The organism is Kribbella yunnanensis, from assembly GCF_039529655.1.
In the GTDB taxonomy this organism is placed as follows: domain Bacteria; phylum Actinomycetota; class Actinomycetes; order Propionibacteriales; family Kribbellaceae; genus Kribbella; species Kribbella yunnanensis.
The window spans coordinates 181711-208087 of sequence record NZ_BAAANF010000007.1 but is presented as its reverse complement, the minus strand read 5'-3'; the positions used below and the strand labels follow the sequence as shown (position 1 = coordinate 208087).

The following is a 26377-nucleotide window of genomic DNA, read 5'->3' as shown; positions in this document are numbered from 1 at the left end:
GGGTGGGGGTGCCTACGAGGATTTGTTCGCCGTCGGTCAGGGGGCGGGCGAGGTTCAGGGAGGTTAGGTCTACGCCGCGGAGGGGGCCGCCGGCGAGGGTTAGGGCGTCGGCTACTCGGGAGCCGGTGGAGACTCGGATCAGGCCGGGTTTGCGGACTTTGCCGGCTACGTGGATGACGACTGTGGTGGTGGGTGGTGGCTTGGTCGTGGGGGTGGGTTGGGTGACGGGGGCGCCGGTGGTGAGGGCTGTTGGGGGGCGGGTTTCGGGGATGGGGGTGGGGCGGGCTCGGATTACGGTGCAGCCGGCCCAGGTGAGGCCGATGAGGAGGACTGCGGCCAGGACCAGGACGTGGCGGGCGGAGAGGGTCCAGCGGGTGTCGCGGAGACGGTTGGGTTCAGGGATCCAGCCGGGCATGGGGGGGTCACTCTCCTCCGGTCGTGAGCGCCGGGAGCCGGGGCCGGTCGGCCACTGGGCTGAATGGCTAGCCCGCGCCCGGGGCGGCGTTGTCGACAGAGAAGGTACGAGTTTCTCGAGCGTGCGGATGAAGAATCCGTGCGCCTGTGGAAAACCTGGCGGTTAGAGCGGGGAGACGACTACTGCCAGCAGGCCGGGGCCGACGTGGGCGCCGATGACGGCGCCTACCTCGCGGAGGACGATGTCGCCGGCCAGGGGGAGGCGGTCGGCGAGGCCGTCGGCCAGGGATTGGGCCTTTTCTAGGTTGGAGAGGTGGTGGACTGCTATCTGGACGGGCTCTTCGCCGGCTCGTTGGACGGCGATGTCGGCCAGGCGGGCGATGGCGCGGCTGGAGGTGCGGACCTTCTCCAGGGGGACGATGCGGCCGCCTTTGATCGTCAAGAGGGGTTTGACGGCGAGCGCCGTACCGAGGAGGGCTTGGGCGGCGCCGATGCGTCCGCCGCGGCGGAGGTATTCGAGGGTGTCGACGTAGAAGTACGACGAGATGGTGGTCATCCGGGCCCGGGCGGCGGCTTCGACTGCGGCCTGATCCTCCCCTGCGGCGGCTGCGGCCGCGGCGGCGAGGACCGGGAAGCCGAGGCCCATGGCGAGGGACCGGGAGTCGACGACGCGGACCGGGATCGGGGACTCCTTGGCGCCGATCATCGCGGCCTCGAAGGTGCCGGACATGTCGCCGGAGAGGTGGATCGAGACCACGGACTCGGCCCCGGCCGCGGCGCAGGCGGCGTACGTGTCGGCGAAGGTCTGGGGCGCCGGGCGGCTGGTGGAGACCGGGGTGAAGGTCTTGAGCGCTTCGGCGACCGCATCGGCCGAGGTGGCGCCGTCGTCGTACGACGTGCCGCCGATCACGACCTGGAGCGGTACGACGGTCAGGCCGTGCGAGAGCACCTCATGCGTGGACAGCCCGGCTGTGGAGTCGGTGACGACCTGCACGCGGGCTGACATGCAGCGAGGTTACCGGAGAGTTTTTGTCGGCGCGCGGTGTCAGACTGCGGAAGATGAGGGAATCACCGGAGGAAGTCAGCGGGCTGCAGGCGCTTCTGGACGCCTCGATCGGGCGGTCGACGCAGCATCTGCGCAACATCATCACGGCAGAGCGGCAGCTGAACGCCGAGGAGCTGGTGTCGGTGCTGACCGGCATGTGCACGCTCAATCTGGCCACGGTCACGCAGGGTGGCGAGCCACGGATCAGCGCGGTCGACGGACACTTCCTGCACGCGCGGTGGGTGTTCACCACTGCCGGATCGGCGGCCAAGGCCAGGCATCTGAAAGTCAGACCGGCGGCCAGCATCTCGTACGTCGACGGCGAGCGGATCGGCGTGTTCAGTCACGGTCAGGTCGAGTTCCTGACTCCGGACCATGCGGACTTCGAGGAGATCGAGGGTCATCTGGTGGCGCACTACGGCAGTTCGCCCTCGAGCTGGGCCGACGACATCGTGTACGTGCGGCTCCAGCCGGCCTGGATGGTCGGTTATGCGTTCGACAAAGCAGCGCTACAGACCAAGTGAGGTGAAGGCCACCCCTCCGGAAGCCTTCACCTCACTCTGTGCTGACTCCCCCTGGATGTCAGCCAAGTCCGTGCCTCGCCGGGCTACTCCCCGTGCCGGATCGGTGTCGATCCGGTTCGACCGCGAGCCCGTCGAGGTCCCGGGAGGCCCCAGCCGCCGACCAGCCGGCGGGTGACCAGACCCACCGGCATCCCCGTGTCAGCCGGACCGGCACTCGTCCCCTGTGTCGTGTGCCGTTCCGTTTGCTGGGACCTCGCCCCGGGTGCGGTGCCCTGACGGCGCACGGCAACCGGTTCGAGCAGGACAGATCCGCACGTCGCAGCACTCCGGAGCTCTCGACAGCCGGTCGGCGCCCCCACCGTCCGGCCGCCGGATGCCCTCCGCGTCGCCTTCTCCGAGCTCGACGGCGGACCAGCAAGCTTCCGTGGCCTCACACGGATCACCTGCCCTTCGTCTGCCCTGTACTGCTCGGCGTTGGACTCTGCTGAGTGGAACCTGTCCTACGGCTGTAATCCTCGTTCGGGCAGCCATGTCAGGACGAGGCAGAACAACCGGCAGTTACCCGGCAGCTTGACCGATTCAGCGTCAGGAAAGGGATGTGAGTACGTCTGCCGCCAGCCGCTGTACGGCGGCTGCGGGATCGGGCTCCGGCCATCCGGCGGCCGCGGAGGCGCGTTCGCAGGATTCCTGCAGGACCGCCCAGGCGGTCGGCAGCATCGGCGGGTCCATCGTGCGTTGCCAGGCCAGCAGCTGTCCGCAGAGCGCGTCTCCGGCATCGGACTTGCCCAGAGCGTGCAGAACAGCCACTGCTTCCGGCAGGACCTGCAGCAGGTAGACGACCCGGCCTTCGGCCAGCAGGCGGCTGACCGCGTCCCGGATGCAGATCCGCGCCTGCTCCGGCTCCCCCGCCGCACGCGCCAGGCGGCTGCGGTAGAGCATCACCAGGTAGTCGAAGTACCCCCGGTGGCCACGAATGTCGGCCTCGGCCTCGTCGAGCAGTCGGCGCGCTTCGTCGTACCGGCCGTCGTGGAACTCGACCATGGCCAGGCAGCCGGCCACCTTGGTGCGCTCCGGGTCGTCGGAGGCCTGCACCTCGCGGGCAAGCTCCGCCCAGCGACGTGCTTCGGACACGTTCCCCAGCTCGAGCTCGACCCGGCTGAGCGCCATGTAGGCGATCTCGTCCGGATAGACGCCCGGGTTGACCAGTGCGGCCTCCCAGGCCAGCAGGAGCTCCTTGGCCTCCGGCAGACGCCCCCAGCGCAGCAGCGCGAGCCCACAGATCGCCTGCACCGTCGCTGACCGCTGTACGTCGCCGTGCTTGCGAGCGTCCTGGACCAGCGCCGGGATCTCCGCCAGGCTCTGGGTGTCCAGCAGGTGCGAGCCGGACGACACCCAGCCACCGCGGGCCACGAGACCCATCTCCGTCTCGCCAGGGATGAGCTGCCGCGCCTCGCCGTAGTGCCGTCGCGCCTCGTGGACGTCACCGGTCAGATTGGACAGCCGCCCGGCGATCGCCCGGAGCATCCCGGCGACCTCTTTGTCGTTCACGTTGTCCGCGCACACGGTCGCCCAGCGGATGCCGCTCTCGGCCACGCTCGCCTGGTACTGCCAGGCAATCCGGAATCCGAGCACGATCCGCGCAGCCACGTCCCACTGCGCCAGCACCGCCGCCCGCTCAAGCGCCACCTCGAACAGCGCCGAGTTCGCATTCGCGGCCCGGTACCGCCGGTCGCGGTCCGGCGAGGACCACGCACCCTCGAGCCCGGCCACGTAGGTCGTACACCACTCGACCGCCCGGTCCTGGAACTCGGTCAGGTCGTCGCCCTGCGAGGACAGCCCCGCATACGCGTGCTCGCGGATCGTCTCCAGCATCTTGTACCGAGCGCCGTACAGCTGCTCGAACTCGTGCACCGGCTGCAACAGCGACTTGTCCACCAGCTCAGCCAGCAACATCGGTACGTCGGCCGCCTCGATCGGCGAGCCCGTGCACACCCCCACCACGGCGTCGAGTGTGAACGGCGACCCGAGCACCGAAGCGCGGTACAGCAACTGCCGAGCCGGATCCGACAACGCGTCGACACTCCAGGCGATGGTGTCGGCCAGCGTGCGCTGATGCGGCGCCCCGAACCGCCGCGGCCCGGACAGCAGCCGGAAGCGGTCGTCCAGCGCGGCCAGGATGGTCTCCACCGACAGCGACCCGGCTCGCGCGGCCGCCAGCTCCAGTGCGAGCGGCAGGCCGTCCAGCCGCCGGCACAGGCGAGCCACGGTACGAGCGTTCTCCGGAGTCAGCCGGAAGTCGGGCCGGACCCGCGCCACCCGCCGGGTGAACATCACCACCGCCGGGCTGGCCTCGATCTCCGCGAAGTCTTCGTCGTTCGACGGGACGCCGAGCACCTGCACCCGGCGGACCACCTCGTCGGGCAGCCCGAGCGGGATCCGGGACGTGACCAGTACGCCGACCCCGGGGAAGCTCCGCACCATCCGGTTGGCGACCGTCGCCACCCCGTCCAGCACGTGCTCGGCGTTGTCCTCGACGATCACCAGGTCCCCCGGCTGCCGACCGGACAGTACGTCGTCCAGATCCGACGTACCGGGCGCAGTCCCGAACGCATCCAGGATCGCCGACGGTACGGCGGCATCGCGCTGGACCGTGGTCAGGTCGACGACCACGACTGTCGTGTCGGCCCCGGAGAACCGGTCAGCCGCGGCGAGCGCGAGTTCGGTCTTGCCGACACCGCCCGGACCGACCAACGTGACGAGGCGGTTCTGTCGCAGCAGACCCTCGAGCTCGAGCAGCTCGTCCTCGCGGCCCACCAGACCATCCGGGATCGGCCGGGTGCCGCGCCAGCGCGCGGTCGGAGCACTCGGGGCAACCGAGGCGACCGAGACCACCGGTCTGGCCGCCGAGCCGTGCCCGGCGGTGGCCAGGAAGCGCTCCGCATCCTCCGGACCCAGACCGAGGCCCTCGCTGAGCAGCCGGACCGAGTCCTTGCGGGGACGGGCCACCCGGCCGGCCTCCAGCTCGCGGATCGTCCGCACGCTCAGACCAGCACGCTCGGCCAGCTCCTCCTGCGACAGACCCGCCTGAACCCTGAGGTCGAGCAGGAGATTGGCAATGCTCCGTCCTCGGCCATCCGTGTCCGACAAGCCCGTCACCCCCAAACGTTCCTGACACAACATAGCGTGAGCGGAGGCTTCTCGCCCGGCCGGTCGGGAGTGCCGCCAAACCCTGAGACTGCTGACAGCCAACTCACTAAACTGTCCCGGATGACCACGATGGCTCGGCTCCAGGAGAACTATCAGGCGTACAACTGGATTCGGGCCGACCATGGTGAGTCCGACGCGGAGGTGTACCGGCTGGTCGGAGAGCAGACCTACTACCTCAAGGTGGGCGGTTCTGACCTCGCAGCCGAGGCTGAGCGGCTGGAGTGGCTGGCCGCTCAGGGCATGCCGGTTCCGCACGTGGTGGAGGCTGGTGCGGACTGGCTGGTCACCACGGAGGTGGCTGGGGTCCCCGCCGCCGAACTCGACCAGGTGGTGGACGCCATGGCGTCGGTGGCCCGGATGCTGCACGCGCTACCGGTAGAGGCGTGTCCCTACCGGCGCGACCTGGCGGTGACGACCGAGCAGGCTCACAAGCAGGTCAGCAACGGGCTGGTCGATCTCGAGAACCTCGAGGACGAGTACGACGGCTGGACCGGCGAGCAGCTGCTGGAACGGCTGACGCAGAGCAGACCGGCTGACGAGGACCTGGTCGTGTGTCATGGCGACTTCACGCCGGAGAACGTGCTCCTGGATCCGCAGACGGGCGCGGTGAGCTGGCGTACTACGTCTTGCTGGACGAGTTCTTCTGAGCGGTCAAGAAATCAACGACTTTGGTCAAACATGCAATTGCTGAACAATCACAAACAAAGTCAGGCGGTCGCCCGGACCGGAGCGGAATCGCTCTCGGGCGCCGCATAGAGGGAAAGGACGCCGGCCCATTCGTCGAGGCGGGCCAGGGCGGCGGCGTGACCGGATTCCGCGTTCAGCCGGCTGCCGTCGCAGATCCCCTGGGTCGCCCGCAGGAGTAGCTCGGTGCCGAGGTCCCGGAGGGTGTCTAGGGCTGCCATGCGGGTTATTCAATCGGACCCGTGTTTCGCCTACGTAACGCAGCCGCCAACAACGCGATAAGTCACCGATTAACCGGCCAGGAATGACAGCCGTACCTGTCGTTCCGGATTGTCGACGTTTGTATCGACAAAGCAGATCGACTGCCAGGTGCCCAAAGTCAGCCGCCCGCCCAGCACCGGCACGGTCGCGTACGGCGGGATGATCGCCGGCAGCACGTGGTCCCGGCCGTGGCCGGGGGTGCCGTGCCGATGCCGCCAACCGAAGTCTCGCGGCAGCAACTCCTCGAGCACCGCGAGCAGGTCGGTGTCGCTGCCCGCTCCGGTCTCCAGGATCGCGATCCCGGCCGTCGCGTGCGGCACGAAGACATGCAGCAGACCGTCGCCACGACCGGCGACGTACTCCTCACACCGGCTCGTGAGGTCGAGGACGACCTCACGAGTCCCGGTGCGAAGATCGATGAGCTCGGAGTGCATCAGGCAGGGACGATGTTGACCAGCTTCGGCGCCCGCACGATCACCTTGCGGGTACCGCGGCCGTCCAGCGCCTTCTGGACCGCGTCCGAGGCCAGCGCCAGCTGCTCCAGCTCGGCGTCGGTGATGTCCGGCGCGACCTCCAGCCGGTCCTTCACCTTGCCGGCGATCTGGACCACGCAGGTGACGGTGTCCTCGACCAGCAGTGCCGGGTCGACCTTGGGCCAGCCCGCCTTGGCGACGGTCGGCTCGTGGCCCAGTTCCTCCCACATGTCCTCGGCCGTGTACGGCGCCACCAGGCTCAGCAGGATCGCGGTCGCCTCGACCGCCTCCCGCACCGCCGGGTCGGCCGCACCGGGGCCGGAGTCGATCGCCTTGCGGGTCGCGTTGACCAGCTCCATGATCCGGGCGACCACGACGTTGAAGCGCATCGAGTCGATCAGCTCGGAGGCGTCCGACACCGTCTTGTGGGTGATCCGGCGCAGCGCGACGTCACCGCCGGCCGGGTCGGCCCCGACCGGGGACTCGACCGCGGCCGCCAGCCGCCAGGCACGCTGCAGGAACTTCAGCGCACCACCCGGCGACATGTCCGCCCAGTCGATGTCGTCGGCCGGCGGACCGGCGAACACCATGGTCAGCCGGACCGCGTCCACGCCGAACTCGTCCAGCTGGTCACCCAGGTTGACGCCGTTGCCCAGGGACTTGCTCATCGCCTTGCCCTGGTTCACGACCTGGCCCTGGTTCAGCAGCCGGGTGAACGGCTCGACCACCTTCAGCAGGCCCATGTCGTGCAGCGCCTTGACGAAGAACCGCGCATACAGCAGGTGCAGTACGGCGTGCTCCTTACCGCCGACGTACTGGTAGACCGACATCCAGCGGTCGGCCATACCCGGGTCGAACGGTCCCTCGGTGTACTCCGGCGACAGGTAGCGCAGGAAGTACCAGGAGGAGTCGACGAACGTGTCCATGGTGTCGGTGTCGCGCTCAGCGGCGCCACCGCACTTGGGACACGGCACCTCGACCCAGTCCCGGGCCGCGGCCAGCGGGGAGACGCCCTTGGGCGACAGGTCCGCACCGCGCAGGTCGGGCAGCTCCACCGGCAGCTGGTCGTCCGGAACCGGCACCTCACCACAGGCGGGGCAGTGGATGATCGGGATCGGCGCACCCCAGAAGCGCTGCCGGCTCAGCAGCCAGTCGCGCAGCCGGAAGTTGATCGTGCGCTCCCCCAGGCCCTTGTCCTCCAGCCAGTCGATGGTCCGCGACTTGGCCTCGGCAACCTCCAGCCCGTCCAGGTTCAGCTCGGCGTTCGAGCTGTTGATGGCCGGGCCGTCACCGGTGTACGCCTTACCGTCGAAGTCCTCGGAAGGCTGCACAGTGCGGATGATCGGCAGGTCGAACTTCTCGGCGAACTCCCAGTCCCGGCTGTCCTGACCGGGCACGGCCATGATCGCGCCGGTGCCGTAGTCGGCCAGCACGTAGTCGGCGGCCCAGATCGGGATCCGCTGACCGGTGACCGGGTTGACGGCGTACGAGCCCAGGAAGACACCTGTCTTGTCCCGGTCGGTGCTCAGCCGCTCGATCTCGGTGGTCGCCTTGACGGCGCGCAGGTACTCGTCGAAGGCGCCCTGCTGCTCCGGTGTGACCAGCTCCGCGGCCAGGTGCGCGTCCGGGGCGACCACCAGGAAGGTGGCGCCGAACAGCGTGTCCGGACGCGTGGTGAAGACGCGGATGGGCTCAGAGCGACCCTCGACCTGGAACTCGGCGAACGCACCCTCGGAGCGGCCGATCCAGTTGCGCTGCTGCAGCAGGATCTCTTCGGGCCACTGCAGCTGGTCCATGTCGTCCAGCAGCCGCTGCGCGTATTCGGTGGTCTTGAAGTACCACTGCGTCAGCTCACGCTTGGTGACCTCGAACCCACAGCGCTCACAGCGCCCCTGCACGACCTGCTCGTTGGCCAGCACGGTCTGGTCGTTCGGGCACCAGTTCACGTACGACGCCTTGCGGTACGCCAGCCCGCGCTCGTAGAACCGCGTGAACAGCCACTGCGTCCACCGGTAGTACTCGGGGTCGGACGTGTGCAGCCGCTTCGACCAGTCGAAGCTCATCGCGTACCGGCGGATCGACTCCGCCTGGACCTCGATGTTGGCGTAGGTGTAGGTCGCCGGGTGCTCGTTGCGCTTGATGGCCGCATTCTCGGCCGGCAGCCCGAAAGAGTCCCAGCCGATCGGGTTCAGCACGTCGTACCCCTGCTGGAACCAGTAGCGCGACAGCACGTCGTGCAGCGCGAACACCTCGGCGTGCCCCATGTGCAGGTCGCCGGAGGGGTAGGAGAACATCGTGAGCGCATAGCGCCGCTCGGCCGAGCCGTCGTCCTTCGCCTTGAACGGGTCCAGCTTCTCCCACACCGGACGCCACTTGGCCTGCATCGCGTTGAAGTCGTAGCCACCCCGGTCGATCGGAGTGTCCTCCACCTGCTCGCTCACGGTCCTACTCTCCCGCTCGTGTCTGTGTTGAGCCTATAAATGACAGAGTCCCTTAAATGAAAAGGCCCCTCGCTCAGGAGGGGACGCCGTACGGGCCGACGCTGGAAGCGCCTGAATGCCGGTACGGCTAACTAAGGAGCAGGCTCACTCGCATAGGCCCACGATAGCACCACCGGCAGTACCCATTGGGCACTCCCTGGCAGACCCCCGGGCAGAGGTCCGCAGAGAACCACCGGAGCCAGTCCTGCCGTAGTTAGCGTCGTAGACATGAAGAATCTGGGCAAGACTGCCGCCACCGCCGCACTCGTGCTGACCGCGCTGGGTACGCCGGCCGCGGTCGCACTGCAGCAGGCCGACGACAAGCCCGCCCACAGCAAGCTGGCCGGTGACCCGTGGATCCGTACCGAACTGTTCTTCGGTACGGACAAGCCGGACCCGGACGTGTCGGACTACCAGTTCCAGAAGTTCGTGGACTCCACCGTGACGCCGCGGTTCCCGGACGGTCTGACCGTCCTGTCCGGCCAGGGGCAGTGGAAGGAGACCAAGGGCATCGTCAAGGAGCGCTCGAAGCTCCTGATCATCGTCTACCCGGTCGACGGCGCGGACGAGAGCAGCAAGAAGATCGAGGAGATCCGGGACCTCTACGAGAAGAAGTTCCAGCAGGAGTCGGTCCTGCGCGCGGACAGCGAGGAGCACGTCTCCTTCTGATCCCTCAGACGGCCGGTGCAGCGCGGTGTCGACCCCGCGCTGTGCCGGTCTTCCACACGTCAGAAGAGCTGCCACTCCCCCTCGGACACCACTGTCACCTCGCCGTCCACCACCTTGACCGCCGACTCGTCATCGAGCGCGTACGTCGGATGTGGGATCCGGGCCGCCCATTCGGAAGCGTTGGCGCGGGAGGCGTCCAGGTGGTCGGGGTGCTCGAAGTGCGGGATCACTGCGAAGTCAGTGAGCCCCAGGCCGCGTCCAGTCACCAGGTACCGGTTGAGCGAAGGAGTGAATGTGAACTCCTCGCTCTGCACCGGCTCGTCGGCTGCCCGGGGCGGGTCGTCGTACGTCTCGACGAAGGTGGGCGCTGCGACGATGGCGCCCGCGCTCACACCGACGTACACGGCCTCTAGCGTCGGTAGCAGGTCAGCCAGGCCGGACTGCCGCATCCACCGCGCGAGGAAGAGCGGGTCGCCTCCCCAGACCAGCAACGCGTCGGCTGCCTGCACAGTCGGCACCCAGGCATCCGAGTCGATACTCGGCAGCACCGACAGCTCCAGGACGCCCAGCGACTTCCAGCCCAGCTCGGTCATCGGGTTGTGCAGCGCACGCCAGGCGTGGTTCGCACCACCGGGGAACGGATAGATGGCCGTGGGGATGATGAGTGCGTTCGACTCCGTGATCGGCTTGCCCAGTAGCTCGACCAGTGCAGCTTGGAGGCTCGGGTTCTTGATACCGCTCGAGGTCAGCAACGCTTTCACATGAACTCCGTTCCGCCGGACCGCCGGTGCTCACCGGGTGTCCGCCCGTAGTGGCGTTTGAAGGCTGTGGAGAACGGCCGGACGTCTGAGTACCCGCAGGCCCGAGCCACCTCGGTGACCATCAAAGAAGGGTCCAGCAACAGCTGAGCCGCCAGCTCGAGCCGGAGGCGCCAGAGCGTCGCCATGATCGACGCACCGGTCTGCTGAGTGAACAGTCGCTCCGCATGGCGCTCAGACAGGTGTACGACGGCCGCCACGTCCCGGACCGTGATCGGCCGGGACAGGTTGTCCCGCAGGTGTCGCTGCATCGCCTCGACCACCAGCAGCCCGCGGTCGCGGCGGACCGGCTCAACAGCCAGGTCTTCGTTCAGTGCGAACGCACGAGCCGTCTCCAGCACCAGAGTCGAGCCCAACGCATTCAGTGCGGCTGAGTACCCCGAGGTGGGTCCCGCGGCCTCCGCGGCGAGAGCTGTGATCACCTGCGGCAGCACGCCAACCCGTTCAGAGACAACTGGTCCATCAGCTCGTGTCAGTCCGGACCACCACCCAGGTTCATCTGAACCTGGGCGGAAGGTGAAACCCCAGAAGGCGATCCCCAACGGCTCGGCGTGCGACGACTCGATCTCGTGGACGTCACCGGGCCGCGCGAGGAACACCGAGCCCGGCGCCACGTCGTACTGGACCGGGCCGTTGTTGAAGCGGCCGGAGCCGGAGTAGGCGAGGCAGACCTCGTGGAACGAGTGGGTGTGCCAGTAGTTGCGCCAGTACTCCGGGCGGCAGTGCCCCCAGCTCAGGAAGTCCGCGCGGAACCCGTCGACCTCGCAGGACTCGAGCAGTCCGGCGAGGTCGACGAAACGGTCCGCGTCAGCGACGGATCCCAGGCTCAAACATTGCTCCTGCCGGTGGGGTCGACTCCACGCAGCATCATGCCCTGACCGAGTGACCACTCGTGGGTCTTGACCGTCGGCGGGTCCGCCGGGTCGCGGTACTGGATCAGCCAGGTCGTCCGCGGCTCGTCGCTCACGTTCACGCCGGAGCCGTGCACTGTCAGATAGGTGAAGAACAGTACGTCGCCCGCCTCGGCCGGCTGCGGTGTCGCCGCGTCGAACGGCACATCGGTGAGGTGGAACGAGCCCTCCGGGTCGTGTTCCCGCGGTCCGGACTTGTGACTGCCCGGGATGATCCGGACACACCCCTTCTCGAGAGGGGCGTCGTCGAAGTGGAAGATTGCCGCCCCGACCCGGTGGTACTTGTGCGGGAAGAACGGGTGGTCCTGGTGCAGTGGGAACGGCGATCCGTTCTCCGGGGGCTTCACGAACAGCTTGGTGTGGTGCAGCTGGACGTTGTCCACGCCCATCACCGCAGCGGCCACGTCGGTGAACCGTGGGTCGACCAGCAGCTTCGCGAACTCGGCGTCGTAGAACTGTGCGTCGTGCAGGTGCTGCAGCCGGGTGGCCCCGTCGGCCAGGCCCATCGCGGACTGCCAGGTCGGGTCGTCGTGGCGGTTCAGCTGTGCCAGCACGTCGTGACTGCGGCCGCGATAGTACGCCGCTTCCTCCTTGCTGAGCAGGCCTTTCACCAGTACGAAACCCTCGTCGGCGTACTGCTGTGCCAGGCTCGACAACTCGGGCCGGGCCGAGGTGGTCGTCATCTCGAAGCTCCTCCTGATCGGGTACTTCGAGACTACGAAAAGCGACGCCCGGTCGGCAGGACCCGACCGGACGCCGATGTTCGTCAAACGGACACGCTTATCCGAGGAACAAGTAGTCGGCCTGGTAGGGCACCGACACGACAGCCTGCGTCTCCGGGTCGCAAGCACCCGCCGGTGCGACTCCACCGACCGTGTTCAGCCGCAGGATCTGAGTAGCGTCCGCGAGGATGCCGCTGCGCCCACCGGCCTGACGAGCGTCCAGCAGCAACTCGGGGATGTTCCCGTCGCCGTTCGCCGACTTGGTGACCAGCGACGCCGTGACCGCCGTACCGTCCGGAGCGATCCACTGCGGCGGGCCATCGACCGGGCGGGAGAACGAGTGCAGGATGCCATCCCGCAGTACGGCGGCGACACCGAACTGGCCGAAGGCGAACCCACCACCCGGTTGCGCAGTGCAGTGGTAGATCTGCGAACCGCCAACGACGGCCGCCTGCAACGCCCGCGGCTGACCGCCGTTGTTCTTCGCCAGCTGCCCACGCACCGCACCGCCGCTGAACTCACCGGTGTGCAGGTTCGTGTAGAAGCCAGCCGGGTTGCTCTTGAGCTTGGCGACCAGGTCCGCGCCAACCGTGGCCGTCCCGGCGACACCAGTCACCGACGCGGGCAGACCGTCCGTGTCGGCGAACAGATCCGCCGCGACCGCACCGTTGACACCCTTAGCGCCGGCGTGGATGTGGCCGTTCGTCGGTGCGCCAATACCACTCCAGACCGTCGCGTAGGAGAGCTTGTCACCGCTTGCCTGCAGCAACCACTCCGCACGCCCGTCCAGATCGCCCGACGGCTTCGGGCCAGGAACCTCTTGCTTGCCGTCGGCCACCGACCGCAGGTTGTCCGCCGTGCTGCCATTCAGCACACCGTTCAGGTCGACCGCACGACCCAACGCGTGGGTCTGACCGCGAACGGCGCCACCGGGAAACTCCGCCGTGTGCAGGTTCAGGTAGAAACTGTTCGGATTCGCCTTGATCGCGGCCAGCAGCGCCTGGTCGGTCACCTTCACACTGCCCGTCACAGCCTGTACGCCGGCCGGGATGTCCGAACCAAGGAAGTCGATCTTCACGCCACCGTTGGTACCGGCCGCGCCCTGGTGGATGTGGAAGGCCTTCGGCGCGGAAATGTTCTGCCAGCGAACCGCATACGAAACCTGGTCACCCTTGATCCTGACCACCCCGAACGCCCGGCCGTCCGGGTCGTTGACAGCCGGCCCACCCGCGACCAGCACCTCGTTACGTCCGACGAGCCCGGCGGCCAGGAAGACCGCCGGCGCCTTGCTCGTCGTCTGATACCCAGTACTCGTCGACGCCTGACCACCGCCAACCGCGTGCTCATGACCCGAAGACGGCTGCCCGCCAGTCGGTGCCGGGTGGTCGTCGTGGGCGAAAGCCACGCCGGCCACCACGGTCGTCGCGGCCAGGCCAGTGGCGAGAACAGGCAGCACAAACTTGCGAACAGACATCGGAAAACCTTTCCTGGTTGGTCTCTTGCCCTTCGTGATCACCAACACGGATGGTTTTCTGGATCGGTTCAAACCTTCTTCGAAGAATTTTCCAAGCCGATGAGCTACAGACCGAGCTGACCCAGCCGCACGCTGATTCGCGGGTCGGTGGAGACGACGGGAGCGCTGGTGCGGACCCAGGGGTCGCCGCCGAAGTACTTGGTGAAGATGTTCTCGGCGGTTCGGGTGGCGAGGGCTTGGGAGGTGAGGGTGGGGTTGGGGCCGCCGAGGCCGTTGGAGAGGGCGGAGTTGTCGGCTACGAAGAGGCCCTTGACGGCGCGGGTCTCGCCGGTGGCGTCGAGGACCGAGTTGTGCTCCGAGGAGCCCATTCGCATCGAGGACTGGACGTGCAGGATGAGGGGTGCCCAGTCGATCCGGTAGACCTTGCGAGCGCCGGCGCCGCGGAGGAGTTCGGCTGCTTTTCGGGCCATGAACTCGCGGTTCTTCAGGGTGCGCTTCGTGCGTTTGCGCTGCTGGAAGGTGACCTTCGGGATCGGGCCGTTCTCGTCGGCCGGCAGGGCCGAGGTGGTGACGCGGTTCTGCGCCTCGACGTCGTCGTCGGTGATCACCAGCACGGTGAGCAGCTTGTCGATGCCTCCGGCAACCAGTTCCTTGAGCTCCGGACCCATCACCCGACCGGCCGGCCCGTCCCACGGGCCGGTCTGTCCGCGGCCGTTCTTGTATTGCCCGCGGATCCCGCTGTCCGACAGCGTGCCCGCAAACGCGTTCAGCGCCGGCGGCAGCCCGACGTTCTCCAGACCCCCGTACGGCGGGTAGTCCAGCCGCGCGCTCGATCCGACGCCCTTGGGGTTGCCGGTGTAGTCGTCGAACGACCCGATCATCCAGTCGAAGAAGTGGTCGGTGTACCCACGTCCAACCCAACCGTTCGGATTCGGCAGCCCACTGTTGAACCACAGCCGCGGATTCTCGGTACACCCACCCGACATCACCACGACCCGCGCGTCCTCGCGGTGCTCGTCGCCCGTCACGTTGTCCCGCCACGTCACCCCCGACGCAGTCAGTACGCCGTGCCGCGTCTCGGTGTGGACGCGAGTCACATACGCATCCGCGATCAGCTCGGCGGGCTTTCCACCGCGCGACCAGACCTCGGCGGTGAGCGCCATCGGCACGTAGCTGTTGTCCGTCGAGCGCTTCGCGAACTGGTTGCGCGGGGCACCCTTCGGTCGCATGCACCCCTGGAAACAGTAACCACAGAAGGTGCACCCGGTCGCCTGCGGATAGTTCAGCAAATTGGCCGAGGAGGTCTTCCCCGCCGTACCTCCAGGCTGCAGAATCGCGTTCTCCTGCGGCCGATAGGAAGCCCGAAGGGTCGTCTTGGTGGTCTGCACCGGGAGCCCCATGGTCTCGGCACCCTTGAAGAACACCTGCTCCTTGGTTCCCATCGCGGCCGTCTGGACCGGCATGATCGCCTCGACCCACTCGAAGTACGGAACCATCGAGGAATAGCTGAACGGGAATCGGTGGTTGACGTCGTACTCGTTGCGATCGGCACCGTCATACCCGGCGAACACACCGGGATAAGCGCGCGGGTAGTTGCCGTAGAAGTGCTGCGTGGTCCCGCCGACCCCGGACAGCTGCCACACGAACGAGTTCTGCGGCCACTCGCGGTACCAGGCCGGCTTGGAACGATCCGTCGGGCCGAGCCGGAAGTACCCGGTCAGCGGGTTGTTCGCGTCCTCCTCGAACGTCGACCACTCCTCGCGCGGCTTCGCATGCCGTGGCCCGGCCTCGAGCAGCAGGACGTCGAGGCCCTTCGCGGCCAACTCCTTGGCGACCACCGGCCCACCACCACCGGCTCCGATCACGATCACATCGCGCATCAGTCGTGCACCTCTTTGCGTCCCTGGTAGTAGCCGATGAAGTCGTCCCAGCCCTCGACCGGACCGTCGGGCTGATAGCCGGTGAGCGTCCACCCGACCGGCCGCCGACGCAGCGTCTTCGTGGACCGATCCAGTACGCCGTACTCGCCGTACGCACCGAAGGTCGCGAACTCGATCAACGCGCCGCCGACGAACTTGAGCAGCCCGAACACCGACGCCCTCAGCGGTTCGGGGAACTGCACGTCCAGCAACGCGACCAGGTCCGAGTCGGTCTTCTCGATGAGCTCGAACGTCCGCGCCTTCTCGGCGTACGTGAGCCGCGCGAACGGCGACAGGTGCGGACCGTTCACGGCGGCCGGGTTCACCTGGGTCGCCATCAGGTTCAGCAGACCGGCGATCGGGAACGACAGCGGGATCGTCTCGTCGCTCTGCAGCACCGCCGCGAACGCCTGGTCCAGGCTGCGCAGCTCGGCCGGCAGTACGTCGAGACCCGGCAGGTCGACGCCCGAGTCGGCCAGGCCCGTCACCAGGGCGGCACTGATCGGCTGCGCCAACGCGTCCGGGAACGGGACGAAGTTGTCCAAGGCGTTGATCATGAAGTCCGTCGCGCCCGCATCGAGAGCGCCAGGCGTGCGGCTGCTCGCGCCCTGCGTGCGGGAGTACTGGTCCGGGCCGGGCAGCGCGAAAGCGGTCAGCCCGTTCAGAGTGTCGCGGGCGAGCGCCGCGAGGACCGGGCGGACCAGGTCCACGCCGGGGAGGCTGGTGGCGGCGTCAGCCGGATTCAGCAGACCGCGGGTCAGCAGCCCGCCACCTCCCAGCGCCGCCCCCAGAACACCGATCCGGGCGAGAAACACCCGTCTGGACAAATTTCGGGGTTCGGCCACGAAACACCCTCCGTTGTGGGACCAGTAGAGCTACTGGTCCCACAACGAGCAGATGTGAGCCGGGTTACTCCTCGACCGGTACGGCGATCGGCCGCAACCGGGCCCAGAGCACGAACAGTCCCGCGAAGACCAGCATCGCGATCCCACCCCACAGGTTGATGTTGATCCCGGCGGCCTTGTCGATCTCCGCCTGCTTCTCGACGATGCCGAGGACCGTCAGGATCACGCCGTACAAGCCGATCAGCGTCGCGATCACAACACGGATGTCGAATGCTCCGGCCTTCTTCTTCTCTGCCATCAGAATCCTCCTCAGCCGAAGACGATGTTCAGGACGACGACCAGGCCCAGCGAGATCCCGGCCAGCAGCACCGGCTTGCGGTACCAGCCGTGATCACCTTCACCGGCCGTCTCGGACCGCTGCTCCTTGGGCGTCAGCGAGTAGACCAGCCCGACCAGCTCGGACTCCTGCTTGGCCCTGGTGACCTTGCTGACCACGACGCTGACCAGGATGTCGACCACGAAGGCCGCACCGGCGCCGACGAAGCTCGCGCCCTGACCGGGCAGGTTGATCACGCCGGTCTCGGACAGGATGAACACCAGTACGGCGGTCGTCGTACCGCTGACCAGACCGATCCAGCCGGCCGCCGCGGTCATCCGCTTCCAGAACATACCGAGGATGAACGTCGCGAACAGCGGCGCGTTGAAGAACGAGAACAGCTGCTGCAGGTAGTCCATCAGGTTGCTGTAGCCGGAGGCGATCGCCGCCGTACCGATCGCGATCACCGTGCCGCCGACCGTCACCCAGCGGCCGGTCCGCAGATAGAAGTCGTCGCTGCGCTCCTTGACGACGTACCGCTCGAGCAGGTCATAGGTCATGACCGTGTTGAACGAGCTCAAGTTCGCCGCCATACCGGCCATGAATGAAGCCAGCAGACCAGTGATCGCCAGGCCCAGCATGCCGTTCGGCAACAGGTCCCGCATCAGCAGCAGCAACGCGTCGTTGTAGGTGACGTCGCCGCCCGTGCCGTTGTTGTTCTTGAACTGCTGCAACTCCGGTACGGCGACCGCCGCGATCATGCCCGGGATGATCACGATGAACGGGATGAACATCTTCGGGAACGAACCGATGATCGGGGTCCGCCGGGCCGCGGACATGTTCTTCGAGGCCATCGCGCGCTGGACCTCGACGAAGTTCGTCGTCCAGTAGCCGAACGAGAGCACGAACCCGAGTCCGAAGACCAGACCGATCACCGACAGGAAGCTGTTGTTGAAGCCGCTCAACTCAGTGCCAGGCCAGGCGCTCAACTGCTCCGCGCCACCCTTCGACGCGGTGACCTTGTCGATCAGGCCCTGGTACCCGCCGACCTTGTGCAGACCGACGATCGTCAGCGGCAGCAGCGCGGCGACGATCACGAAGAACTGCAGCACCTCGTTGTAGATCGCCGCGGACAACCCGCCGAGGGTGATGTAGCTGAGCACGATCACCGCGGCCACGATCACCGACACCCAGATCGGCCAGCCGAGCAGCACGTTGACGATGGTGGCCAGCAGGAACAGGTTCACACCCGCGATCAGCACCTGCGCGACGGCGAAGCTGATCGCGTTCACCAGGTGCGCGGGTTTGCCGAACCGGCGCAGCATGAACTCGGGCACGCTGCGGACCTTGGAACCGTAGTAGAACGGCATCATCACGACACCGAGGAACAGCATCGCCGGGATCGCGCCGATCCAGAAGTAGTGCACGGTCGGCATCCCGTACTGCGCGCCGTTCGCGGACATGCCCATGATCTCGATCGCGCCGAGGTTGGCCGAGATGAAGGCCAGGCCGGTCACCCAGGCCGGCAGCGAACGCCCGGACAGGAAGAAGTCCAGGCTGCTCGAGACCGCGCGTTTGGCCAGGTACCCGATGCCGAGCACGAAGACGAAGTACGTCGCGATGATGATGTAGTCGACCGCTTTGGCATCGAGTCTCAGGACGGAGTCAAGTGGCAGCATCGGCCCTCCGGGTCGGTATATGACGCCCAATATGACGCGCAGTGTTGTTACCGGTTAGGAACGTTACTCCTGCTTTCAATCACCCAGTAGACCGACCCGCGTCTCCACCCGGATCTCCACCCGTGGACGGTCCTGCCTGAGGTCAGTGCCCACTTAGCGTCGGAGCATGTCCTTCGGAACCCTGCCCAACGCTCTCGTCGTCGTCGCGATCGTGGTCGCGGTCATCGCCCGCAGGCTGTCCTGGTCGGAGTTGGAGAACTCCGACGCGGATGTCTGGCGCGGCCCGCTGATCCTCTGCGGGGTCGGCATCTACCAGATGTATGGCAAGCACCTTCAGCTCGGCCTGGTCGACCTCGTCCTGCTGATCGCCGGGGTCGGCGTCGCACTGGCCGCCGGGTACGCGTCCGGCCGCGTCGCCCAGGTCCAGCGGCGCGCCGGGAAGGTGTTCTTCCGGCTCGGGATCCCCGGACTCGGCATCATGGTGGCGTACCTGGTCATCCGCCTCGGACTGGCGGGCGTCGGGCACTTGCTCGGTATGGCCACGACCGCCGGTGGAGGCGCGCTGATGCTGAGCATGGGCGCGAACCTGCTGACCCAGTCGCTGGTGATCCAGGGCAAGGCACACCGCGAGGCCGAGGAGTACAGCATCAGTTGAGCAACTTGAAGGCCCGGCTCCCGGGCGGGATGCACGGCGACAGCGGCTGGCTCGGCCGGGTGATGACGGCAGCGGTCGCCATCGGAGTCCTCGGTACGGCGCGCCCTGCCGATCGCTGGGTGTGGTTCGCGCTCGGCACCGGGCTGGCCGCGTTCCTGGCCGGCACGTGGTTGATGACCTCCCGCCCGCGGCTCGCGCTCGTCCTGCTCAGCACGGTTGCCATCGGCAACGCACTGCTGGCCGGTGTCCCGGACTCGAACGCCTTGGTGCTGGTCCTGGTCGCGCTCACCACGATCGTGATTGTCGATCTGAGTCGAACCGGCTTCCGGCCAATCCTTGCTGTCGGCATCGGTGTGGGTGTCGGCTTCGGGTTGTCGAGGTGGTGGTTCGAGCGGAGCGACAGTTGGTTGCTGACGCAGTTGATGTGGGCGGCGATCCTGATCGCGTTCGGGTTGAACCGGCGGCAGTACGAGATCCAGGTTCGTCAGACGCGGGAGCTGCTTGTTCAGACCCGGCGTGCGCAGAGCGAACGCGCCCGAGCCGCCGCCCTCGACGAACGTGGTCGGATCGCCCGCGACCTGCACGACGTACTCGCCCATTCGCTGGGTGCTTTGTCCGTGCAGCTCGAGGTCGCGGAGGCGCTGCTCGACGAACGCCGTGATGTCGACGGGGCGCTCGAGCGAGTACGACGTTCCCGGCGGCTCGCGGTCCAAGGTCTGAACGAAGCGCGCAACGCGGTGGCGACGCTCCGAGCAGACGACGTACCAGAGCTACCCGAGGCGATCCGAGCACTAGCCGAACAACACAAGGCGGATCACGCGGCGCCGGTCCAACTAACAGTCGAAGGCACACCCGCCAAGCTCCCCTCCGCAACCACCGTCGCCCTCCTGAACACAGCACGAGAAGCCCTGACGAACGCCGCCAAACACGCACCCGGTCGCCCCGTCGATATCAAGCTTGTGTACGGCGCTGCTGTGCGACTGGTGGTTCGGAACCCCGGGCCTACTGCTGGTGATGGGTTTGGGTTGGTGGGGATGCGCGAGCGGCTGGCCCTCGTCGGTGGCACGCTGACAGCAGGTCCGGACGGGGACGACTGGCTCGTGATCGCGGAGGCGCCGAATGAATGAGACCATCCGCGTCCTCGTGGCCGACGATCAGCAGGTGGTTCGGGAAGGGCTTGTGGCGCTGCTTGAACTGATTGACGGGATCGAGGTGACCGGGGCCGCCGCTAATGGGGCCGAGGCCGTGGACCTTGTTGCTCGGGGCAACGTTGATGTCGTGTTGATGGATCTGCGGATGCCGGTGCTCGACGGGGTGGACGCGACTGCGCGGATCACCGCCGAGTTCCCCGATGTCGCCGTACTGGTGTTGACGACGTACGCCGATGACGCGTCGATCGCGACCGCGTTGCGGGCCGGCGCGCGGGGCTACCTCACTAAAGACGCCGGTCGTGTAGAGATCGGAGCCGCACTGCGATCAACCGCAGCCGGCCAATCGACCTTCGATCCCGAGGTAACGCGAAAGCTGGTGGCTGGGCTGGCTCCTGAGCCGCCGACCACCGACGGGCTGACGGCGAGGGAGACTGAGGTGCTGCGGCTGATTGCGCGTGGACTCAGCAACTCCGAGATCGCGCAGCGGCTCTTCATCAGTGAGGCGACCGTGAAGACGCATATCAACAACACGTTCGCCAAGATCGGCGCCCGGCACCGCGCTGAGGCGGTCCGGTACGCCTACCGGCAAGGGCTCGCGTCAGATCTTTAGTTCGGCAACGACCGGGCGGTGGTCACTACCGGTCGGCGCCATCACCCACGCCTTGGTCGGCTCGACACCGCGGACCAGGATGTGGTCGATCCGCGCCATCGGGAAACTCGACGGCCAGGTGAATCCGAACCCGTGCCCGGCCGCACCCTGCGCCGAGCGCAGACCGGCCGTCAACGGCGCCAGGCTGCGGTCGGTCGCCGTACCGTTGAAGTCGCCCATCACGATCACCCCGGCCAGCTTCTCCTCGGCGATCTGCCGGCCAAGCGCCCGGATCGTCTTGTTGCGCTGGTCGGAAGTGAATCCGCTCGTGCCGATCCGCACCGAAGCGAGGTGCGCGACGTACACCGCGACCTTGCCCTCCGGCGTGTCGACCTCAGCCCGCAGCGCCCGGGTCCAGGCGAACCCGACGTCGACCGACTCGCTCTCCTCGACCGGGTACTTCGACCAGAGCGCGACCGTGTCCCGCGTCACCTGATACGGGTACTTTTTCGCGAAAGCGGCCTTGTAGACCTTGAGATCCGCCGCCGTCAGCTCCTCGAGCGCGACGATATCCGCATCGGCCGTCAGCAGATCCTGCGCTGTGCGCGAAGGGTCCGGGTTGGCCGCATCCACGTTGTGCGACAGCACGCGCAGATCGTAGGCACCGCCAGTTGACTGAGGAATCAGCTGGTTGCCGAACATCCCGCCCCACACCACGGTCGGCAGCAGCAAAGCCACGCCGGCGATCGCAGAACGCCGTACCAGCGCGGCAACAGCAAGGATCGGTACGGCGACGCCCACCCACGGCAGGAACGTGTCCAGCAGGCTCCCCATGTTGCCGAAGGTGTTCGGCACCCAGCGGTGGAAGAGCAGCGGCAGCGCGGTCAGAATCGCCAGCACCGCTATGAACCAGCCACGACGCCACTTGCCGTTCTTCCGCGCACGACGGGCGTCGGCCCGTTGCGGCGGCCGTTTGGGCGCGAGAGTGGCGGTGCTGTTGGACATGATGCGATTGTTGCGGACTCTCCGGCTCTGCCAAAGTCCGCGGAGGCTTCTGTGCGGGGATTTCATCCTTGCGGACGACCGTTCTGGCCGAAGTGATTAGACATCCGTGAGAGCGCTGGTGCGTTGGGTGGATAACGCTGACAATGCGAGGTATGCCGCCTGACCAAAGTGTGGAGCCGTTTGTCGTGAAACGACATGGCCTGGGCACCACCAAGACGATGTTGCTCTTCTGCGCACTGCTGGTCGGTGCCGAGGTGCTGATCACGCTACTGGCCATCGCGATCTCGCGCGCGCAGGGCAATTCGGCGCGCGACGGGCTGGAGACGATCTGGCTGTCCTGGGGCGGGAGCCCGCTGATCTTCGCGCTCGGGATGCCGTTCCTGCTGCTGATCGGCGCGATCACGGCACTGGAAGAGCGGCAGGAGGTCGACGAGGACGACGTACTGCTCTCGATCGACGCCGTCGGGGTGCATCTCGGCGGCGCGCAACCACGGACAGTCCGGTGGGACGAGGTCCGCGGTATCTGCCGCATCGAGCGGCCGCTGGGGAGCAGCGAGGACGACGAGTGGGAACCCTTCCTCGTCGTACTGCTGCACGAAGCCGAAGCGCTCCCCCGCAGCTCGAAGGCGTGGGGCCCGTCCCGGCCGTGGCCCGGCTCGCACGAGGTCATCGGACGTGCCATGCCGTACGACGACCTGGTCGCAGCCGTCGCGCGGTATGCGCCGACCGTCTCGGTCAGCGACCGCGGCCGCGTACCGGACTGAGCTCCACGGTTTAGCGCGATTCGCCCAGCATCGAAACGGTGGCAGCCACGGGTCGCTCCTCGCACGATGTGCCCATGCGTCTCGCCCGAATCGCCCTCGTCGCGCTGCTGCTGGCCGGCCAGTTCACTCTCCCGGCCCACGCGGCCGAGCCCGCCGGTACCTGGAATCCGCAGACCGCCCCGAACGCCGGCGTACCGGTCCCGCCCGGCAACGGACCGTTCTACATGTACGCGCCCTCGATCGTGCAGCTCTCGCCGACCGAGCGCATGGTCTACACCTGCGCCAACCGGGTTCCCGGTCAGACCTTGGACCACGTCGGCATGAACTACGGCACCCGGCGCGCCGACGGCACGTACGCGTGGGGACCGGTCCAGTTCCCGCTCAACCCGCAGGCAGCCGACACGCCGTTCTGGGCCTCTAGCCATATCTGCGATCCCGAGGTCGTGCGCGGTTCGTTCCGGTACGACGGTCACACCTATGGCTGGGCGATGTTGATCCTGGGCTTCCCGGACACCACGAGGTACCCGCAGGCGGACCCGATCAACGTGATCGGCGTGGCCTATGCCGACCAGCCGCAAGGGCCGTGGAGGATCGCGCAGCGCGCGCTCCTGGACCGCTCCACCGACCCCAATGTGAGCAGCTGGGGTGTCGGCCAGCCGAGCGTGACCTCGATCGACGGCGCCGGCAAGCTGCTCGTGTTCTACAGCGGCGTGGGCCAGGTGATGCGGCGCGAGGTCGACCTCAGCGACGCCAACAACCCGAAGATCGGCCCGCGCGTCGAGCTGCCCGCGAACGGCCTCACCCCCGAGCCCGGCGGCGGCCCGTTCCTGCACAACGCGTCCTTCGTGTACGACCCGGCGCGCGACGAGTTCCTGGTGTCCCGCGACACCGGCTCCGGCAACGAGCGGGTCCAGCCGGACGTCGAGATCAACCGGATCGCCGGTTCCGCGATCTGGTCGGGAACCGGTACGTGGAGCACGGTCGGACGGCTGACCGAATGCCACAGCGGCTACAAGTACAACCACAACTCCGGCATCGTGCGGAACGCGTACGGGATGATCGCGGACGGCTCCGAGCTGGACGTGTACTTCGCGACCGAACCTCCCGGCGGCAACTACTGGGCGTACCGGCTCGCGCATGCGCAGGCGCCGCTGTCGTTCACCAGCGGAACCAGGCCGGAACTGGTCGCGCAGGAGGACGGCCGGTTGTCGGTGCTGGGTCACACCGCGAACCGCTGTGAAGCGAACGTGTGGAGCTCGACCGATGCCGGGTCGTGGACCAAGTTCGGCGCGAGCCCGGCGGGCCGACCGGTTGCGGCACGGCAGCCCGATGGCCGGGTCGCGTTGTTCTCCCGGGCCAACGACGGATCGATCTGGTGGAACCTGCAGGCCCAGCCGAACGGCGGTCACCCCGGCTGGTCCCAGCTGCCGGGCTCAGCCAGCGCCGGTGACCCGGTGGCCGCGAAGACCGCAGATGGCCGCCTGGTCGTCGTCACCCGGCGCAACGAAGCACCGGGCTCGCGGGTCTACGTGAACACCCAGCAGGCGCCCAATGGTGCTTTTGCCGGTACCTGGCAGGACCTCGGCGCCAGCCCGGCTGGTCAACCCGTCGTCGGCACCAACCAGGACGGATCGCTCGTGCTGTTCGCCAAGGCGGCGAAGGAGGCCGGCGGCCAGATCTGGTTCAACCAGCAGGTCGGCACCTCGTGGTCAGGTTGGCAGGTCGTGGAGAGCTCGCCGTCCTTCGACGGCGGCCCGGCCGTGGCCAGGCAGGCCGACGGACGTCTGGTGCTGGTCGCACGCCGCTGGGAAGGCACGCAGTCCATCGTCTACCGGTCCATCCAGTCGGGCGCAGGATGGACCGCCTGGACCAGCCTCGGCTCCGCCCCCGCGAACGACCCGGTCCTGGTCGAGCAAGCAGGTGGCCGCCTGGCCATGTTCGCCCGCGCCGCCGACGGCAGCATCTGGTGGACCCGCCAAGACACCGCCGATGGCGCATTCGGTGGCTGGGACAACCTGGCTGGTTCGACCGCCGACGACCCAGTCGTCCAACGCCGCGCCGACAACCGCCTCGACCTGGTCATCCGCCAGCCCGACGGCCGCATCCTGCACCGCGTCCAATCCACGGCCGGAGGAACCGCCTTCGACGAATGGCAGCCGATCCGATGAGGCTAGTGTCCTGAGTCAGAAGTTCGGCGAGTGCCGGAGGTGTCCAGGTGCGTGCATCGCAAGGCGGAGGAGCGTCCTCGATGCGGTGTTCATCGTGGATGCTTCTCCAACGCAGCGAGGTGCGTGCCTGGGCGCCTCCGGTGCCGTCGAAGTTTTGACTCAGGACACTAGGTTCGGGTGTATGACAGACATCAACAGTCCCGAGGAGAAGGCGCGGTACGAGCGAGGTCTCGCCGTACTGACCGAGGTCGACGGCGGGTCGGCCCCGGCCGTGATGGAGAACCTGGCCGATATCGCGCCCGCCCTCGCTCATCACATCGTCGCCTTCGGCTTCGGTGACATCTATGCGCGCCCCGGACTCGACCCGAAGCAGCGACAGCTGATCACCCTCGGCATCCTGGCCTCGCTGGGCGGCTGCGAGCCACAACTCGAGGTGCACGTGAAGACGTCCCTCAACGTCGGGCTCACACCGTCCGAGATCGTCGAAACCTTCATCCACACGGCCGGGTACGCCGGTTTCCCGCGGGCCCTGAACGCGGTCGGCGTGGCCAAGAAAGTCTTCGCCGACCGCGGGTTGCTACCGGTCAGCTCTGACCGCTGAGAAAGTTCTCCAGGTCGGTGAGGGTGTCCATGGCGCCGATGGGGCCGAGGCCGAGGAACCAGACCTCGTCGTTGACGCGCTTGGCGTGCCCCGCCTTCACCGCCGGGAGTGCTTTCCAGAGGTTGCCATTGACAACCTGTGACTCCTTGGTGCCGGTGATCGGGCCGAAGCTGGAGTAGAAGATCCAGTCGCCGTCGGCCTGGCCGATGTTCTCCTCGGAGACCTCGACCGCGAGGTCCTGGACGTCCTGCACCTTCGGCCGCGGCAGCCCGATGTCCTTCAGGATCACGCCGATGAACGACAGGTTGCCGTACAGCCGGATCTCGGCCGGGCGGAACCGGACCAGCGAGATCGTCGGCGAGCCCTGGACCTTGCCCTTCACCTCGTCGGCGCGCTTCTGGTAGTCGTTCAGGACCTGGGTGGCCTTGTCCTCCTCGCCGACCGCGTCCGCGACCAGCAGGAAGTTCTCCTTCCAGGGGAACCCGGGCCGGATGCTCATCACCGTCGGCGCGATCGCGTTCAGCTTGTCGTACAGCGTGGCGGCGCGCAGCTTGCTGCCCAGGATCAGGTCCGGCTTCAGGGCCGCGATCGCCTCGAGGTTCAGCTCACTGACCCCGCCGACCGTCTTGATCCCCTGCGCCTTGTCCGCCAGGTACGACGGAACGCCGTTCTGCCCGGTGTTCGTCGCCATGCCGACCGGCGTGATGCCGAGCGCGAGCACGTCGTCCAGCTCACCGCTGTCCAGCACCACGACCCGGCTCGGCTTCTTGTCCAGCTTGGCTTCACCGAGCGCGTGCTTGACGGTCCGTGGGAAGACCCCCGGCTGAGCGTCCGAACCGAGCTTGGCGGTCTCCGCGTCGGCGGTCTTGAACAGCCGCCCGCCGGTCGCCACTTCCTTGTCCCCGGCCCCGGTGTTGGCACTCTTCGTGTCGCCACCACCACAACCGGCCAGCGCGAGGACAGCGACCGCGACGATGATTCCGAGAGGTTTCTTCACGGACGT

General features: G+C 67.5%; 25 protein-coding genes. 9 read left to right on the top strand and 16 right to left on the bottom strand.

Translation table 11 applies throughout. The features are described from left to right. A partial coding sequence (locus ABD231_RS11365; RefSeq protein WP_344149267.1) for an SLBB domain-containing protein occupies positions 1–415 on the bottom strand: 415 nt, incomplete at its 3' end. A gap of 162 nt (positions 416–577) precedes the next feature. After that, positions 578–1420 (bottom strand): DegV family protein, encoded by an 843-nt coding sequence (locus ABD231_RS11360; protein ID WP_344149265.1) that lies wholly within the window; start codon positions 1418–1420, stop codon positions 578–580. A 53-nt stretch (positions 1421–1473) separates the two neighbouring features. Here ABD231_RS11360 and ABD231_RS11355 point away from each other — a divergent pair, with 53 nt between their 5' ends. Continuing rightward, positions 1474–1983, top strand: a complete 510-nt coding sequence (locus ABD231_RS11355) for a pyridoxamine 5'-phosphate oxidase family protein (protein WP_344149263.1) — start codon at positions 1474–1476, stop codon at positions 1981–1983. A gap of 585 nt (positions 1984–2568) precedes the next feature. Here ABD231_RS11355 and ABD231_RS11350 read toward each other — a convergent pair. Further along, on the bottom strand, positions 2569–5139 hold the full coding sequence (locus tag ABD231_RS11350; RefSeq protein ID WP_344149261.1) for an ATP-binding protein: 2571 nt from the start codon (positions 5137–5139) through the stop codon (positions 2569–2571). A 111-nt stretch (positions 5140–5250) separates the two neighbouring features. On the opposite strand from ABD231_RS11350, the gene ABD231_RS11345 reads away from it, so the two are divergent. Further along, on the top strand, positions 5251–5946 hold the full coding sequence (locus tag ABD231_RS11345) for an aminoglycoside 3'-phosphotransferase (protein ID WP_344149259.1): 696 nt from the start codon (positions 5251–5253) through the stop codon (positions 5944–5946). Here the strand turns inward: ABD231_RS11345 and ABD231_RS11340 are convergent. From ABD231_RS11340 to leuS, 3 genes are all read right to left on the bottom strand, one after another. Next, entirely contained in the window at positions 5898–6095 is a 198-nt protein-coding gene (locus ABD231_RS11340; protein ID WP_344149257.1) for a hypothetical protein, read from the bottom strand. The genes ABD231_RS11345 and ABD231_RS11340 overlap by 49 nt on opposite strands. Before the next feature lie 69 nt (positions 6096–6164). Then, the gene (locus tag ABD231_RS11335) at positions 6165–6569 is read right to left on the bottom strand and encodes a YjbQ family protein (RefSeq protein WP_344149255.1); all 405 of its coding nucleotides are present in this window, start codon (positions 6567–6569) and stop codon (positions 6165–6167) included. Further along, positions 6569–9049: a leucine--tRNA ligase gene (gene leuS / locus ABD231_RS11330; RefSeq protein WP_344149253.1), complete on the bottom strand. Its 2481-nt coding sequence runs from the start codon at positions 9047–9049 to the stop codon at positions 6569–6571. Before leuS ends, ABD231_RS11335 begins: the two co-directional genes overlap by 1 nt. A gap of 267 nt (positions 9050–9316) precedes the next feature. Here leuS and ABD231_RS11325 point away from each other — a divergent pair, with 267 nt between their 5' ends. Then, positions 9317–9757 carry a DUF3574 domain-containing protein gene (locus tag ABD231_RS11325; RefSeq protein WP_344149251.1) on the top strand — a complete coding sequence of 147 codons (441 nt, stop codon included), beginning with the start codon at positions 9317–9319 and terminating at the stop codon, positions 9755–9757. 59 nt (positions 9758–9816) lie between these two features. Here the strand turns inward: ABD231_RS11325 and ABD231_RS11320 are convergent, their stop codons facing one another. The 8 genes from ABD231_RS11320 to ABD231_RS11285 form a co-directional block, all read right to left on the bottom strand. Then, positions 9817–10518, bottom strand: a complete 702-nt coding sequence (locus ABD231_RS11320) for a Type 1 glutamine amidotransferase-like domain-containing protein (RefSeq protein ID WP_344149249.1) — start codon at positions 10516–10518, stop codon at positions 9817–9819. Next, positions 10515–11405: a helix-turn-helix domain-containing protein gene (locus ABD231_RS11315; protein ID WP_344149247.1), complete on the bottom strand. Its 891-nt coding sequence runs from the start codon at positions 11403–11405 to the stop codon at positions 10515–10517. Before ABD231_RS11315 ends, ABD231_RS11320 begins: the two co-directional genes overlap by 4 nt. After that, entirely contained in the window at positions 11402–12169 is a 768-nt protein-coding gene (locus tag ABD231_RS11310) for a phytanoyl-CoA dioxygenase family protein (RefSeq protein ID WP_344149245.1), read from the bottom strand. Before ABD231_RS11310 ends, ABD231_RS11315 begins: the two co-directional genes overlap by 4 nt. Before the next feature lie 97 nt (positions 12170–12266). Next, on the bottom strand, positions 12267–13682 hold the full coding sequence (locus tag ABD231_RS11305; protein WP_344149243.1) for a CHRD domain-containing protein: 1416 nt from the start codon (positions 13680–13682) through the stop codon (positions 12267–12269). Positions 13683–13786: 104 nt separating this feature from the next. Then, a complete protein-coding gene (locus tag ABD231_RS11300) occupies positions 13787–15562 on the bottom strand; it encodes a GMC family oxidoreductase N-terminal domain-containing protein (RefSeq protein ID WP_344149241.1) in 1776 nt (591 codons plus the stop codon). Further along, positions 15562–16446: a hypothetical protein gene (locus ABD231_RS11295; RefSeq protein WP_344149239.1), complete on the bottom strand. Its 885-nt coding sequence runs from the start codon at positions 16444–16446 to the stop codon at positions 15562–15564. The genes ABD231_RS11300 and ABD231_RS11295 overlap by 1 nt, the downstream gene beginning before the upstream one ends. A gap of 64 nt (positions 16447–16510) precedes the next feature. After that, positions 16511–16744 (bottom strand): hypothetical protein, encoded by a 234-nt coding sequence (locus ABD231_RS11290; protein ID WP_344149237.1) that lies wholly within the window; start codon positions 16742–16744, stop codon positions 16511–16513. A gap of 11 nt (positions 16745–16755) precedes the next feature. Continuing rightward, the gene (locus ABD231_RS11285) at positions 16756–18438 is read right to left on the bottom strand and encodes a sodium:solute symporter family protein (RefSeq protein ID WP_344149280.1); all 1683 of its coding nucleotides are present in this window, start codon (positions 18436–18438) and stop codon (positions 16756–16758) included. A gap of 169 nt (positions 18439–18607) precedes the next feature. On the opposite strand from ABD231_RS11285, the gene ABD231_RS11280 reads away from it, so the two are divergent. Genes ABD231_RS11280 through ABD231_RS11270 form a run of 3 tightly spaced genes read left to right on the top strand, consistent with a single transcriptional unit; the run spans position 18608 to position 20857 of the window. Next, a complete protein-coding gene (locus ABD231_RS11280) occupies positions 18608–19096 on the top strand; it encodes a hypothetical protein (protein ID WP_344149235.1) in 489 nt (162 codons plus the stop codon). Beyond that, the gene (locus ABD231_RS11275; protein ID WP_344149233.1) at positions 19093–20223 is read left to right on the top strand and encodes a sensor histidine kinase; all 1131 of its coding nucleotides are present in this window, start codon (positions 19093–19095) and stop codon (positions 20221–20223) included. The genes ABD231_RS11280 and ABD231_RS11275 overlap by 4 nt, the downstream gene beginning before the upstream one ends. Next, entirely contained in the window at positions 20216–20857 is a 642-nt protein-coding gene (locus tag ABD231_RS11270) for a response regulator (protein ID WP_344149231.1), read from the top strand. The genes ABD231_RS11275 and ABD231_RS11270 overlap by 8 nt, the downstream gene beginning before the upstream one ends. Here ABD231_RS11270 and ABD231_RS11265 read toward each other — a convergent pair. Then, positions 20846–21841, bottom strand: coding sequence for an endonuclease/exonuclease/phosphatase family protein (locus ABD231_RS11265; protein ID WP_344149229.1), 996 nt, complete (start codon positions 21839–21841; stop codon positions 20846–20848). The genes ABD231_RS11270 and ABD231_RS11265 overlap by 12 nt on opposite strands. Positions 21842–22026: 185 nt before the next feature. Between ABD231_RS11265 and ABD231_RS11260 the strand changes: the two genes are divergently transcribed. From ABD231_RS11260 to ABD231_RS11250, 3 genes are all read left to right on the top strand, one after another. Then, complete coding sequence (locus tag ABD231_RS11260; RefSeq protein WP_344149227.1) at positions 22027–22605, top strand: hypothetical protein; 579 nt, start codon at positions 22027–22029, stop codon at positions 22603–22605. A gap of 74 nt (positions 22606–22679) precedes the next feature. Continuing rightward, entirely contained in the window at positions 22680–24773 is a 2094-nt protein-coding gene (locus ABD231_RS11255; RefSeq protein WP_344149225.1) for a PLL family lectin, read from the top strand. Positions 24774–24954: 181 nt separating this feature from the next. Continuing rightward, positions 24955–25374: a carboxymuconolactone decarboxylase family protein gene (locus ABD231_RS11250; RefSeq protein WP_344149223.1), complete on the top strand. Its 420-nt coding sequence runs from the start codon at positions 24955–24957 to the stop codon at positions 25372–25374. On the opposite strand, the gene ABD231_RS11245 is transcribed toward ABD231_RS11250, so the two are convergent. After that, positions 25358–26371 (bottom strand): ABC transporter substrate-binding protein, encoded by a 1014-nt coding sequence (locus ABD231_RS11245; protein WP_344149221.1) that lies wholly within the window; start codon positions 26369–26371, stop codon positions 25358–25360. The two genes, ABD231_RS11250 and ABD231_RS11245, sit on opposite strands and share 17 nt — an antisense overlap. Between the last annotated feature and the right edge of the window lie 6 nt (positions 26372–26377).